The organism is Holophagales bacterium (genome assembly GCA_016699405.1).
Taxonomy (GTDB): domain Bacteria; phylum Acidobacteriota; class Thermoanaerobaculia; order Multivoradales; family JAGPDF01; genus JAAYLR01.
In genome coordinates this window covers 2,064,605-2,078,793 of the sequence record CP064972.1, presented here as the reverse complement: position 1 = coordinate 2,078,793, position 14,189 = coordinate 2,064,605, and the positions used below count along the sequence as shown (strand labels likewise).

7 protein-coding genes and 1 pseudogene are annotated in these 14,189 nt (G+C 68.0%); 4 read left to right on the top strand and 4 right to left on the bottom strand.

Going from position 1 to position 14,189, the window contains the following annotated elements; genetic code table 11:
- Positions 1–544 precede the first annotated feature (544 nt).
- The 4 genes and pseudogenes from IPJ17_08670 to IPJ17_08655 form a co-directional block, all read right to left on the bottom strand.
- The gene (locus IPJ17_08670; GenBank protein QQR75626.1) at positions 545–1,057 is read right to left on the bottom strand and encodes a hypothetical protein; all 513 of its coding nucleotides are present in this window, start codon (positions 1,055–1,057) and stop codon (positions 545–547) included.
- A 209-nt stretch (positions 1,058–1,266) separates the two neighbouring features.
- Positions 1,267–2,007, bottom strand: a pseudogene (locus tag IPJ17_08665) (transposase).
- Positions 2,008–2,088: 81 nt separating this feature from the next.
- Positions 2,089–3,249 carry a hypothetical protein gene (locus IPJ17_08660; GenBank protein ID QQR75625.1) on the bottom strand — a complete coding sequence of 387 codons (1,161 nt, stop codon included), beginning with the start codon at positions 3,247–3,249 and terminating at the stop codon, positions 2,089–2,091.
- A complete protein-coding gene (locus tag IPJ17_08655) occupies positions 3,237–5,429 on the bottom strand; it encodes a stem cell self-renewal protein Piwi domain-containing protein (GenBank protein ID QQR75624.1) in 2,193 nt (730 codons plus the stop codon). The genes IPJ17_08660 and IPJ17_08655 overlap by 13 nt, the downstream gene beginning before the upstream one ends.
- A 494-nt stretch (positions 5,430–5,923) precedes the next feature.
- Between IPJ17_08655 and IPJ17_08650 the strand changes: the two genes are divergently transcribed.
- The 4 genes from IPJ17_08650 (at position 5,924) to IPJ17_08635 (ending at position 14,163) form a co-directional block, all read left to right on the top strand.
- Entirely contained in the window at positions 5,924–8,977 is a 3,054-nt protein-coding gene (locus IPJ17_08650; protein QQR75623.1) for a diguanylate cyclase, read from the top strand.
- Positions 8,978–9,227: 250 nt separating this feature from the next.
- Positions 9,228–11,897 (top strand): tetratricopeptide repeat protein, encoded by a 2,670-nt coding sequence (locus tag IPJ17_08645; GenBank protein ID QQR75622.1) that lies wholly within the window; start codon positions 9,228–9,230, stop codon positions 11,895–11,897.
- Positions 11,894–13,672, top strand: a complete 1,779-nt coding sequence (locus IPJ17_08640; GenBank protein QQR75621.1) for a caspase family protein — start codon at positions 11,894–11,896, stop codon at positions 13,670–13,672. The genes IPJ17_08645 and IPJ17_08640 overlap by 4 nt, the downstream gene beginning before the upstream one ends.
- Positions 13,669–14,163 (top strand): tetratricopeptide repeat protein, encoded by a 495-nt coding sequence (locus tag IPJ17_08635; protein ID QQR75620.1) that lies wholly within the window; start codon positions 13,669–13,671, stop codon positions 14,161–14,163. The genes IPJ17_08640 and IPJ17_08635 overlap by 4 nt, the downstream gene beginning before the upstream one ends.
- The last annotated feature ends 26 nt before the right edge of the window (positions 14,164–14,189 follow it).

Here is a 14,189-nt window from a genome sequence, read left to right as displayed (position 1 = left end):
GATTCCAAAAGGCGATGAGACCGAGTCCGAACGACCACGCCGCCGGGAGGCTCTCCATTGCCTCGGTCGTCTGCAGGACCTTGAATGCCGATACTCTAGGATGTAGGCGCTGCAAGAGTGGAAACACATAGTCAATTGGCAACCTAAGCTTGAGTCCGCGCGGCGTAAATAGGGCCATCGAAGATCTCCTGGCCGTCCTCCGGAAGGGAACTCAGGCGCTACACTCGCTTGCCGAGCCGGGGGCGCATTCAGTGAGCCAAAGGGAGGGTGAGCGGGTGTTGCCGCCTGCAGCGAAGCATTCCGCGCCCTCCCCAATCTTGGACCATCTCGACTCGTTCTTCAGGTCCACCAGAAGAACAAACGGGGCTGGCCCAGAATCTACACCGCCAGTTCATCCAGAGTCTGAGCCCCCTGATCGGCGATATCAGGGCAGTTGAAATACTTCTCCGTGGCGAACTCAATGGCCTGCTGCTGCGTGAAGGGGCCAGCCGCGCGTCGTGCGCAAGGGATCGAACAAATGGAGTCTCCCGCGAGGACACAAACGTCACCCTGCGAAGGGGTTACTTGACGGGGCCCCCTCATAGGAGGTGGCAGGGCGAATTGTGCCGAACTGACCCTCGGTTCCAGAGGCGATGCCGAGTTCCAGCTTGACGGCGCTAAGGAGCTCGATGCGACGAATAGCATAGGCGTCGGTAGGAAAGGCTTCGTGGTTGCCGTTGACAACAACTGACCCCACGACGCCGGCGAACCCTATCGCCGCCCTGCGAACGGGATCTGTGGAGAGTATCTCGGTGTCGGCGAGCGCTGAGAGGAACCTGGCTCGCGAGTCCGGCGTAGGTTCCTGGCCCCTTGCGCGCTGCTCGATCATCTCGCCGACCGCAGAGAGGAAGCGGCTGTAAACCTCGCGTCGAAGATCGCGCAAGCGCTCCGACTGGTCGCGCCGCCACTTCTTCTCCTCGAGTGACTTGGTTGCGAAGCCAGCCGTCACGGCGCCGACAATAGCTCCAAGAAGGCCAGCAACCGCGCCTATGACTGCTGCGAGAACCTGGTCTGGCATCTAGCAGTCTCCCCTTCCGGAGGCCCCGTCTGGAACACTTGGCGCCCACGAGGCTGCTGAGAACCGCCCTGCCATGCCGCCGAGCGCATAGCAGAAGGGCGATCGAGACGACCCAGATGACCGGAGCACCATGTTTCTCCCTGCGATGTCGCCCACGAGCCCGATCGTTGATTCCTCTCTCTCGTGCCTCGTGGCAATGTCGCGGCCTCCAATCTGCGGCGCATTCGCACGAGGTTGTAAGCCCCGAGGGCGAAGCGGAAGTTCCACTGGACGCGTTCCTGACCTCGGTGTTTCGGCTTTCCTTGTCCGGCGATACTCTTGAGCCAGGCCGGCACTCGTACGATCATCGGCCGCAGCGCCTGGCTGCTTTGGTAGCCGAGGCGCCGAGCCGTTCGGCCATCGATAGCGCTGCGGCGCCCGTTCCGGTTCTGCGACGACCGCGGCGTGACCCCAAGCTGACGCAGCGTGGCGACGAAGGCTATGGTGACCGACCCAGGCCTCGATCGTCGTTGCATCGACGATTAAGTGCTCGTCGGAAAGCAGGCGCTCCTCTCGGGCCAGCCGGACCACTTCGCTCGAGAATCGCGACGCGACGTCGCCGGTGAGCGAGCGGTCCCGGTTCCTCGAGAGCACGGTCGGCGCCCAGCCCTTCTCCTCGAGGTTCATGCCCACGAACCAGCGAAACAGAATGTTGTAGTTGAGCTCCTCCATCGAGAGGCGCTCACTGCACACACTGTAAAGAGCTTGCAGCAGCTGAGCACGAAGGAGACGCTCCGGAGGAATCGAATGGCGGCCCGTCCACGAGTGGAACTCGTCGAACTCCGCCTGCATCCTCCGAAGACCTTGTCCGTCATGCGCCTTAGCGCCCGCAGCGGATGGTCGCCAGGAATGCGCTCCTCTGCTGACGCGTAACTGAACGCCGCGCCCTGACCGACCTCTTCTCCGCGCATCGCACCTCCCGGGGCCCTGCGCTCGACCTTATGCCAAACCTGCACCGCTGTGCGGGTCCTTCAGCAACCTCCCAATCGGAACTAGCCCTGCATCGTCGATGGCGCGCTAACGACGACACAGCCGCTGAGGCCCTCGAGCTTCAGAACGCCCTCCTTGAACTTCGCGTATTCCTGTGTCGCGCGTGTGCAATCCCACAGGAAGCAAATGATCTGTCCGTTCTTGTATCTTGCGTCCGCACGATATAGGGACGCATCCTCAGCAATTTCGCTGATGAGGCTCTGAAATGATCTCTTAGAGTCCTTTCGAAACTTGACCTCGAGGATGGATCGCAGGGACGGGAGGTACAGATCCACGCGCGGCGTCTTCTGCCCGACAGGTTGCAGATACACCTCGTCCGCGATGTCCTCAAAGACAGGCGCAAGCAACACGTATAGCAGATTCTGAACGTGGTACTCATTCTCGACCCGCCACCTGACAGGTTCCGCGCCCTTCGTTCGCCCCGCACCCTCCCACGTCCACCGCTTTAGGCCAGCGGGGACATGGTGCAGGAATCGCAAGAGATCGTCCAGGCCCCACCCCGTTGGCGGCACTATGGCGACTTCCTCGTTCGCCTGGTCGAAGACATAGATCATCACACTGATGAGTGCCGTCGCAGCATCCGCCCGAGCCTGCTCCCGAAACTCGCGCCAAAATCTGCTGACAAGAGACAAGCGCCTCTCGTGATCATTGATCGGGCATATCGCTCGATAGTGTAGAAAGAGCGGAACGCAGGCACTCGCATAAGCGGCTGAAGCCCCGTTGCGGGTATAGGCCGCGATGTCTTTCTCGAAGACACTGAGGTGGTCGCCGCCGACCTCCCGCCCAAAAAAGCCGGACGTCCACTGCTCGAATTCGCGGGCGATGCGCTCCTCGTTCAGCCGTTCGACCAGCCACTTCACGGCCATCACACCGAACACATCCGATACCCAAGGCCGTGGCGTGGAGTCTATCTTGGCAGCCTGCCCGAGCAGACGCGAGAGATCTTGGGCGGAGACTGCTTCATTCAGGACGCCTAGCCCTGCGAGCGCACACCGATGATACAAGGAGAGAGATGCAGCATCGAATGACAGCGGTCCGTCTTTCGACAACCCGAGAAAGTGCAGAAAAGAGGCCTTGAATGGATCGGCATGCGCGCTCTCGCCCACCTTTCGGTAAAGAAAGTCGCGCAACTGGTAAGCGTTCTCCCTCCCTACAGAAACCACTGGGATTGCCCCATCTTTCCGATCATCACCGAGTCGTTCCAGCCTGGGAGTTGGTTAAGCCACCCGAGGCTCCGAGCTATCAAGTCGGAGTAGCTGATCGTCACCGGCATCGGATTCGGGAAATAGCTGCGCCAGGAGTGCGATGCGAAGCTGTAGAGCTGGGAACTCAGATACTTGATGTCTTTGAAGGTTGACTCCTTGTGAACATCCAGGATCACACCGCGCGGGTGCCCGTCCGTATCCTGTCGTAGCTCTCGTTGGCCGATCAGGTAGACGAGCACTTCATGCCTCGAGAGCCTCAGCGTTCTTCCGCGCGGCGGAGCCAGCTTCCCCTTCCTCTCGCCAGCGGTTGCGGAGTCAAACATGTGCAGCCCGTGATCCTCCGAAATCTTCAGGAATGCATACTCGACCTGATAATCGCGGTACCTGTCGATCACGGCGCGCACCGCCTCGATCTCTTCTCTGTTGAATTTCTTGACCTGAGCATGGAAGATCAGGCGGATCGTGTCGCCTCTCTGCCAGTTCATGCGCTTCTGGATCTTCTCGATCGTCTCACCGAGCACTACCTTCAGCGCATTGCAATAGGCTTCCGGCACAACAGCTTTCGAGGTGCTCGACACGATGTAGCTGCCGTCCCCGGAGAACACCGTCGTGATTCCCATGATCCGTTGATTGTCGGCACCGCGCTCTTGACCGATACTTGCGCTGCCGATTCCGACTACCAACTCGTGTGAGAGCGTGGGCGAGGACTTGAGCAACCAAGGGACGCCCCCCATCTTCGCATAGCAGGCTAGCCCCATATTGTTAAGGGCGTATCCCAGCAAGTAGTCAGATTGGCTCAGAAGCTCGATCGTGAAGTCCTGAACGGGAACCTGATGAAGGAGGAAGAGGCTCTTTCCAAGATAGTACGGGTTCCTTGTCGCCTCGAGCTTCTTGAAGGACTGCCGCACTTGCACAAGCGCAAGGTCCCAGCGTCCGCCGTCCTCCGCCTTCTTGCGAATAGCCGTCTCGATGGCGACCTGGTAGGCCTCCACGCTATCAGCTGCCGTAACGAAAACCTCGACGCGGCTGGTTCCCAGAGCGAACTTCCCTTCAAGACCGCTCCGGAAGTACTTGCTGGTTGCTATCCCCTTGAGGAGCTTGCGGACGAATTGCTCGACACGCCCCTTGTCGTGCTGCGCACAGATCACGCAGATAGACGGGTCGTTTCGATCGAAGGTGCGCTTCGTGTAGGGGCCATAGTGGCTCAGACCTCTTTCCGCCCAGTCGGCTTCACCGTTGTCGCTGAAAACGAACACCGGCTTCTGCATCTGCCCGCAGTCCTTCTGAACATCCTGAGCGTCCTCGATCTCGATGCGCGTCCCGTCGATCAAAGCAATGCACTTCGACTGGATGTACTTCTTGAGCGTGCTGATGCGGGCCTTCTTATTCTCCCCGACATTGAATCTCGAGACGGCTAGCCGGATTCGTTCGGCGATCTCGTCCTTCTTCGCTCCGTGCGTGTGAAGGATGTACTCGTCGAAGTTCGTCCGGCTAGCCTCGAGATGCGCATCGCTCGCCTTGACGTGCTGAACCTGTCCGTTGGGCCGTGTGACTTGCAAGGTCTCCCCTTCAATCGCAACCACCGACCCAAGGAGCCTTCTGTACCCGTCCTCGTCTTCCGTGGCGACGTAACGGCCTATGAGATCGAACCCGGTGCGAAGCAAGTAGAGGCAAGCCGTTCTAATCACCCGACGAGTCGTGCAGTCAATGACTAAGCATGGCTGGCCGCAAATGGTGCGCGTGTCGATCGTGTACCTGGCGCAGACCTGAAGTGGATAGTCATTGCCTAGTATCGGGGCCACAAGATTGTCTTCGGGCTTGGCGCTCACAAGCTCGATGGGTTTGAAGCCGGTAGGGCGGCGGCCGAGGCTGACGAGATGCCGCATCAGCCCGTCCTTGACCAGAAAGCAGAAGATGCCGACGTCTTCTGAGAGAGTGACTGTCTGCTGCGTGCCGGGCACCGGAAATGTGCCGTCTCCCGAAAAGACCAGGATATGGCCTCCCTGCCGCCGAATGGCGTGGGTCGCGCCATGCTTTGCTCGGAGGGTGTCGAGCGCGTCCTTGTCGTAGGCGAGCTGACAGGCTTCAAGCTGCCGGCTCGGGACCTTCAGCGGGAACGCGTTCAGGGTAATCGTCAAGTCACGGCTTTCTTGCGCACGTCTTGGCACCGTGCGCCACTGCGGCACGACGGATGGTGTTGATGGTGGGCGACAAGCTCGAAGTTGGCTTCGGGCTTCAACATGACCCTGATCTCAGCCTCGTGCAACAGTGCTCGCCGTAGCGGGGCCAACTCTGTATGCGACACTGGCGCCCCACGACCGAGCCGGAAACCCGGCACTTCCTGTCGTGAAACACCAAGAGTCAAGTGGCGCGGGGCGAGTTGACGTCGCATGGATGGGTGACCCTGGGCGAGTCTAGGCAGCGCCGCCGCGAGTGTCAAACATGGCGTGTAGCGCCACAGATCGACGGCAACCCTCTGGATCGCCTGCTGGCTTTAGCGAGTTGCAAAGAAGGGGGACCGACGCGGAATGCCCCTGATCGCGGTGGACCGTTCCCGGACTCCTCAACCCAGCGCCCTAGCTCCGCCGGCGCGCCGGTGGTGTCCGCGTCGGCTAGACTCCCGGAAGCCTCGATGGACACTTGCCTTCTCGGCGCGCGCTCGAAGGGGACCCTGGCGCTGTTGCTGACCGGGGGAATCGTGCTGTCGGCGGCGGCGCCGGCCTGTGCGATCGACCCGGGCAAGGCGATCACGCAGTACACGCTCAACATCTGGCAGACCGAGGACGGGCTGCCGCAGGATTCGCTGACTGCCGTCGCCCAGTCGCTCGACGGCGCGCTCTGGCTGGGGACGCCGTCGGGCCTCATCCGCTTCGACGGCGCCGAGTTCAGCCGGGTCCCCCAGCCCGGAGAATGGGCACCGGCCAATCGCTACATCACCGGGCTGGTCGCCGATCCGGGCGGCGGGCTCTGGGCCAGCACTCGCGAAGGACTTCTCCACCTGCACGAAGGCCGACTGCTGCGCTTCGGCGCCGAGGCCGGCCTGCCGCCCGGCGGCGCTCTCGCGCTCGTCCTGGCCGACGACGGCGCCGTCTTCCTCGGCACGGAGCGCGGCATCCTGCGCTTCGCAGAGGGCAAGGCCGAGCGCGTCGCCCCCGAGGTGGCCGACGCTCCGGAGGCGAGCATCATCGCCCTGGCGCGCGTGGCCGGCGGGCGGATCTGGGCCGCGACCGGCGGCGGACTGCTCGCGGTCGACGGCCGCGCCTCCCGGCTCTACTCGCGTCGCGACGGCCTGCCGACCGACCAGGTCACCGCGGTGCTCGAAGACCGGCGCGGTCGCCTCTGGGTCGGCACCTCGCTCGGCCTCACCCGACTCGAGAACGGCCGGCTCGAGATCCCGGCCGACCTTCGGCCGCTCGCCGGGCGGTGGATCCGCTGCCTGATCGAGGACTCCGGCGGCAACCTCTGGGTCGGCCTGCGCGGCGGCGGCCTCTATCGCCTGCGCGGCGCCGAGGCCGACCGGCTCTCGGTGCAGGACGGGCTGCCCAGCGACCTCATCCGCCAGGTCTACGAAGATCGCGAAGGCTCCCTCTGGTTCGCCACCGCCGGCGGCCTCGCGCGTCTGATGGACGGCGCGGTCACCACCTGGTCGGTGCCGGAGGGGCTACCGGCGCGGTTCATCTGGTCGATCTACGACGACCCGCAGGACGGCACGCTCTGGATCGGCACCAACGGCGGCGGCGTCACCCGCCTCGGCCCTCGCGGGGTCCTGCCGCCGAGCTTCGACGAACGCGGCCTCGCCGGCTACGAGATCCGCAGCTTCCTGCGCGACCACGAGGGCACCCTGTGGGTCGGCACCGCCGGCAACGGCCTCGCCGCCGTGCGGGCGGGCCAAGTGCGCTGGCTGCGCGAGTTCGAAGGGCTGACGAACCTGAGCGTCTTCTGCCTGTTCGAGGACCGGCACGGGCGACTGTGGGCGGGAACGGGAAACGGGCTCGTGCGGATTGCCGGCGGTCGCGTCGTCGCCACCTACGGCCTCGCCGACGGCCTGCCGCACGCAACCGTGCGCAGCCTCGCCGAAGACGCGAGCGGCGTCCTCTGGGTCGGCACCGGCGCCGGCCTGGCACGCCTCGACGGCGAGCGTCTCGCCCCGGTGGCGCTACCGCCCGAGCTCGCCAACCTGCGCTTCCACTGCATCCTGCCGGAGCGCGACGGCAGCGCTTGGCTGGCGACGGACGGCGGGCTGCTGCGCTACACCGCGGGCGTCTTCCACCAGCTCACGACGAAGATGGGGTTGCCGGACGACATGCTCTATGCGCTGCTCGACGACGGCGCCGAGCGGCTGTGGATGAGCTCCGACCTCGGCGTGATGCGGCTGCCGAAGCGGCAGGTCGACGAGCTCCTCCGCGGGCAGCGCGAGCGGCTCGAGGCGGTCCTGCTCTCGCGCACCGACGGAATGCACGCCACCGAGTGCAACAGCGGCCATCCCGCAGGCGCCCGGCGACGCGACGGCTCCTTCTGCTTCGCCACCACGAACGGCGTCGCCTGCATCGACCCCGAGCGCCTGCGCTCGCTCGAGGACGCCCCGCCGGTGCGCATCGAGAGCATCCGCGTCGACGGCGCCGTGCTCGCCGGCTCGTCGGCGGACAGCAACGGCCAGTCGGGGGTCGCCGGGCCGATCGACATCCCCCCCGGCGCGCGGCGCCTCGAGATCCGCTACGCCGGCCTGGCGCTGATCGCGCCGGAGAAGGTGAGCTTCCGCTACCAGATGGAGGGCTTCGATCCGGGCTGGGTCGAAGCCGGCAAGGCCCGCGTCGCCCAGTTCACCCGACTGCCCCCGGGGCGATTCCGCTTCGCGGTCGAGGCGCGGCGCGGCTCCGGACGCTGGAGCGGACGGACGGCGTCGGTCGTCCTCGATGTCCGCCCCGCCTTCCACCAGACCCCCGCCTTCTACGCGCTGCTCGCCGCGGCACTGCTCGCCGCGGTGCTCGGCGTGATGGCCCTGCGCACCCGGCAGTTGCGCCAGCGCGAGCGGCGGCTGCGCGAGCTCGTCGAGCAGCGCACCCGCGACCTCCATCAGGCCTCGCTCGGCCTCGCCGAGCGCACCCGCGAGCTCGAACACGCCAACGCCGAGCTCGAGCGGCTGTCGCTGCTCGACGGCCTGACCCACGTGGCGAACCGGCGACAGCTCGACGCCCGACTCGGCGCCGAATGGCGCCGCGCCGCGCGCGCCGAGACGCCGATCTCGCTGGTGCTCGTCGACATCGACTTCTTCAAGGCCTACAACGACACCTACGGCCATCTCGCCGGCGACGACTGCCTGCGCGCCGTCGCCGAGACGCTGGCGGCGAACGCGAACCGCGCCGAGGACCTGGTGGCACGCTACGGCGGCGAGGAGCTCGCGGTGCTGCTCCCCGGTACCCCGGCCGACGACGCCGCGCGCATGGCCGAGCGGCTGCGGCTCGCCGTCGAGGCGCTGCACGTGCCCCACGCCGCCTCGACCGCGGCGCCGCACCTGACACTCAGCCTCGGCGTCGCCACCGTCGTCCCACTGCCGCGCACCGGCCCGGAAGCCCTCGTCGCCGCCGCCGACCGTGCCCTCTACCGCGCCAAAGCCGAGGGCCGCAACCGCGTCCGCCTCGGTTCGGTGGTGCTCCATCCGGCGGCGGAGGTCGAGAAACCGGCCTGACGCCGGAACGTGGGCGCCTCGCCGTCCTTCCTCGGCGCCATCGGGCTCGGCTACGCGTGCTACGATCCTCTCGAAAGCCGAGCAGGCGACTCCGGACATCTTTCGGGAGGTGGCCGGGATCGATGGCTCTCCTGCAGTCTTCCAGTCGGGCGATTTCCAGGCCTCCGCCAGGCGGAGGCCGATTCGACGGCCTTCCGCGACGCGCCGGTCTGACGCCGGCCGGGTCGGAACGGCCCCCTCGAGGTCGGCGATGTGGAAGTGCTTCGTCTGCCGCGGTTCCGTCCTACGCTCGGCGCGAGGCGTGCTCGCCGCACTGGCCCTCGCGGGCCTCCTCGCTCCCTCTCTCGTTGCAGCCGCCGACAAGCCGCGCGAGGTCCCTCCTCCCGGCCTGCGCAAGACCACCCTCGCCACCTGGGAGATCAAGGTCGTCGGCGCCCCGTTCGCCGGCCTCACGAACGAGGACGCCGGCCTCGTCCTGCGCGACTGGCTGACGAACGCGCTGCTCGCCACCTCGATCTTCAACGTCGTCGATCGCGACCGGATGCAGGCGGTGCTCTCCGAGCAGCAACTCGCCAGCGCCGGCCTCGCCGTCGACACCGGGCGCCTGGTGAAGGCTGGGCAGCTGCTCAAGGTCAACGAGATCGTCCTCGGCAGCGTCAAGAACCTCGGGCAGACCACCGAGGTCGACTTCAAGCTGCTCGACGTCAACACCACGACCTACACCCTGACCCTCGACTACTCGCTCCCGTTCAGCTCCTCGATCGAGGTGCTCAAGCCGGAGATCGAACGGGTCGTGGCGGGTCTCGCCTCCCGCTTTCCGGTCAACGTCTCGATCGCCGAGCTCGTCGACGAGCGCCACCTGGCGGTGAGCGCCGGCGCCGACGCCGGCGTGGCGGCGGGCTTCCGTGCCGTCGTCGTGCGCAGCGGCTCGCACGACCCGGTCGTCGAAGGACGCGTGGTCGCGGTCGCCGCCGGCACGGCGCAGATCGAGCTCGACGCCCCCGCTGCCGACCTGAACCTCTTCGATTTCGACGTCCAGCTGCGCTTCGCCTCCGAACAGCAGGCGAGCGCCGAGCGCGGGATGCGCAGCTACCAGGAGGGGCACTATGCCGAGGCGGTGGGCGAGCTCGGCAAGGCGGTGACCCTCAACCCGCACGACACGGCCGCCCTCCTCAACCTGGCGCGCTCGGCGTGGAAGCTCGGCGACGTCGATCGGGCGGTGGAGACCTACCGCCGGGCCGCCGTGCTCCGCCCGGACGACGCGACCGTGCTCGACGAGCTGGCGACGGTGCTGCTCGAGAGCGGCCGCCTCGTCGAGGCGCGCCAGCTCGTGCCGCCTTCCCCGGCGGCGACGACCGCCGCCGGGCTCGCGGTGCAGGCCACGCTCGCCGAGCTCTCGGGCGAGCGCGCGGCGGCGCGCAGCGCCTGGAATGGCCTGCGTCAGCTCGCGACGAACGGCGAAGCGCTCGCCGCGCTCGCACTGCTCTCGCGAGAGGAGGGAGACGAAGCGGCGGCCTCGGCCCTGCTCGACTCGGGGGATGCCGCGACGTCGCCGGCGATCGCCCTGCTGCGCGCGGCGCTCCACGAGCCGATCTCGGCGAGCGCGGTGAGCGCCGGACTGCAACGCGCCGAAGCGGCGCGCGACGTCGCCGGACTCACCCGGGCCGCCCGCCTCTACGCGGCACGCCAACAGTGGGAGGCGGCGCGCGAGATCGCCAGCCGCGCCCTCGCGCTGCAGCCGGACGCCACCGCCGCCCGGCTTGCCGCCGCCGACGCCGCCTTCCACGCCGGCGAGCTCGCCGCGGCGCTCGCGCTGCTCGACCAGGGCATCCAGCGGCGCCCGGACAGCTGGCCGCTGCACCGACAGCGCGGGGCCCTGCTGCTGGCGGCCGGCAGCGACCCGGCGGGTGCGGTGGCGAGCCTCGAGAAGGCGCGCCAGATCTCGCCGGGAGAACGCGCCACCCTCGAGCCGCTCGCCGCGGCGTGGCGCGCCACCGGCGACGCGGGTCGTGCCGCCGCCGTGCTGCGCGAGCTGATCGCCGGAGGTCGCGCGGTCGGCGGCGCCGCGCTCGCCTCCCTCGCCGAATCGCAGCTCGAGGTGGGAGACGTCGCAGGCGCGTCGGCGAGCCTCGAGCGCTGTGTCGCCGAAGCGCCGGAAGAGATCTCGTGTCGCTACCGGCTCGGCGTCCTGGCCCTCGAGGGACAACTGCCCGGCGGGGCAGAGCGCGCCCGGGAGCTGCTCGAGCCGGTGTCGACGCACGCCGACGCGGCGCTCCGCCTCGCCCAGGCCTACGAGACCCTGCACCGGCCGACCGACGCGGCGCGTCTGCTGCGACAGTGCCTCGACGCCCGCTGCCCTGGATGGCAACCGGCGGCTGCGAAGCTCGCCCGCGTCGAGGCGCAGATGGGTCGCGTCTCCGGGGCTGCTCCCTGGGACAACAAGCAGGTCTACGTCGACCTCGGCACCAACGTCGGCGTGAAGCCCGGCCAGCGACTCGCCGTGCTCGGCAACGGCCGCCTGCTCGGCGAGCTCACTGTCAGCGAGGTCGAGCCGCAGCGCTCGCTGACCCGCCTGACCCGCGGCAGCGCTCCCGCCGGCGCGACGGTGCGGGGCCGCCCGCTGGCGCCGCACGGCGTCGCGGCGCATCGGCAGAGCGGTCCCGCCGGGGACGAGGTGATCGTCTCCTGGCAGATCGACGAACAGCCCGAAGTCGACGGCTTCCGGGTCGAGAGGCGCGTCGGCAGCGGCAACTGGAGCGCAATGCCGACCGAGCTGCGTCGAACGGAGCGCTCCTTCGTCGATCACGCTCCCGGCGGCGGACCCGCCGCGACCTATCGCGTGCGCGCCGTCTCCCACGCCACCGGCGACAGCGCACCGAGCGAGGCCGCCGAGCTCGCGGCAGCGGGAGCGACGCCATGAGCGGCTCGCGCCTCCTCGCCGCGCTCGCCGCCGCGGCCCTCGCCTGGCCGACGGCCGTCCGGGCCTTCACCGTGCACTCGCCGGTGGGCGTCGTCGGCGACCACGCCGCGGCCACCGCCGCCGTGACCCGGTCACTCGGTGCGCGTTTCCACGATCTGCGCCGCTTCGCCAGCCTCGCGGCGGCGCAGGACGCGGCGCGCGGCGAGGGTGGCCCCGAGGTCGGCCTCGTCGTCTCCGCCACCGAACAGCCGCACGAGATCACCGCCTACGGCGTCGGCATGGCCACCTGCGACGTCTCGCTTACCGTCGAAGTGTTCGCCCTTCCGGCGGGGCGCGCGCTCTTCTCCCACGCCAGCCCGCATCGCGGGCCGAGCTGCGCCGAGGCGCTCGCCGCGGCGGTCGATGGGCTCGCCGACGAGCTCCTGGTGAAGCTCGAGAGCTACCGGCGCGCCGGACCCGCGAGCGCCGAACCGGAGATCCGCGTCGAGCTCGTGCCGGCCGCCGGCCCCGAGGGTCAGCGCGCCGTTGCCGAGCAGCTCCGCCGGGTGATCGGCGTGCGTCGCGTGCGCCCCCTCCCGGACGGCGGGCTGGTCCTCACCGTCTATCGCGAGTTGCGCGAGCTGGCGCGCGCCATCGATGCGCTGCCCGACCTCGCCGTTTCGCGACTCGGCGACGGCGAGCTGACCCTGCGCACCGCCGCCGGAGAATCGACCGGCTCGTCGCGCGAGGCTTCCCGCTCCGACATCGAAGGCGACACACCCCGACGCGACCTCGCCCCTCCGCCGTCGCCAGTGGCCGTGGCCGAGGCGAGGGCCACCTCGTACCCGTCGTCTCGCGAATCCGTTCCCGCCTCTCCCGCAGCGGGCCTCTCGGCCGTCGCTCCGGCCGGGCCGTTCCACGACAAGTGGGCCCTGGTGGTCGGCATCTCGCGCTACGCCGACGCCACCGTGCCGACCCTCGGCTACGCCCGCAAGGATGCCGAGACCTTCGCCTCCACCCTGCGCGACGCCGCGATCGGCCGCTTCCTTCCCGATCGCGTGATCACCCTGCTCGACGATCAGGCCACGCTGCGCAACGTGAAGAGCCAGATCGAGCTACTCGCCCGCGTGGTGACCGAGGACGACCTCTTCGTCGTCTTCCTCAGCACGCACGCGGCGCCCGGCGAAGTCGACCTCGCCGGCGACCCGTACTTCGTCGCCTACGACACCGAGAAGTCCGACCTCTACGCCACCGGCCTGGCGATGCGCGAGCTCACCGACGCGCTGCTCCACCGCATCCGCGCGCGGCACGTCGTGGCCTTCCTCGACGCCTGCTACACCGGCCAGGTGCTCGCCCGCAGCCAACTCGCCCTCACCGGCGCCAAGTCGATGGTCTTCGAGCCCGCGGCGGGCGCTCCGGCCCCCGTCTCCTGGGCCCGCGAATGGGACTCGCTCGCCCGCGGCTCGCGCGATCCCGCCGTGCCGGCCCCGCCGCGGGCGGCGACGCCGTCGGACAAGAGCATCGTCCTGATGACCTCGAGCGACGGCACCGAGCCCTCCTGGGAGTCCGACAGCCTCGGACACGGCGTCTTCACCTACTACCTCGTCGAAGGGCTGCGCGAATCGCGCGGGCTCGCCACGGTCGGCGAGCTCTTCGACCGCCTGCGCACCCGCGTCGCGCAGCAGGTCGCCGCCGAAAAGCAGCGTCAACAGCAACCCCGGCTCTTCTACAGCGACCCACCGCGGGTGGCGATTGGAGCGCCCGCCGTCTCCGGCAGAGGAGGAAGCAATCCATGACGAAGCCCGTACGCATCTACCTGCTCATGGCGCTCACGCTGCTCGGCTGTGCCAGCAGCGGCAAGTCGAGCGACGGAGCGGCACGCGTCGCCATGGAGGCCGGCAAGCAGTATGCCCAGTCCGGCCTCTACGACCAGGCGATCACCCGCTTCAAGGAAGCGATCGCCGAGGACGACGAGCTCGCCGCCGCCTACATGAACCTCGGCGTCTGCTACATCCAGAAGGGGCGCGACTACTACGCGACCGCGCGCGAGGTCCTCGAGCTCGCCGCCAAGCAGGACGACGGCGAGAAGGACCCGCTGGTCTGGTACAACCTGACGGTGATCTACACGCTGACCGACGTCTACGACAAGGCACTCGACGCCCTCGACCGTGCGCTCGGCTTCGGCTTCAACGACTACGACGCGCTGCGCACCGACAAGGACCTGCGCGAGCTGCGCAAGCGCGAACAGTTCCGCGCCGTGCTCGAGCGCCACAACGTGTTCCTCTGATCCATCCAACAACCGGGAGGGATGAC

Bases quoted from the DNA above. Each gene is read 5' to 3' on its own strand.
- IPJ17_08645 (QQR75622.1), top strand. From the start codon at position 9,228: ATGTGGAAGTGCTTCGTCTGCCGCGGTTCCGTCCTACGCTCGGCGCGA.
- IPJ17_08650 (QQR75623.1), top strand. From the start codon at position 5,924: ATGGACACTTGCCTTCTCGGCGCGCGCTCGAAGGGGACCCTGGCGCTG.
- IPJ17_08635 (QQR75620.1), top strand. From the start codon at position 13,669: ATGACGAAGCCCGTACGCATCTACCTGCTCATGGCGCTCACGCTGCTC.
- IPJ17_08670 (QQR75626.1), bottom strand. From the start codon at position 1,057: ATGCCAGACCAGGTTCTCGCAGCAGTCATAGGCGCGGTTGCTGGCCTT.
- IPJ17_08640 (QQR75621.1), top strand. From the start codon at position 11,894: ATGAGCGGCTCGCGCCTCCTCGCCGCGCTCGCCGCCGCGGCCCTCGCC.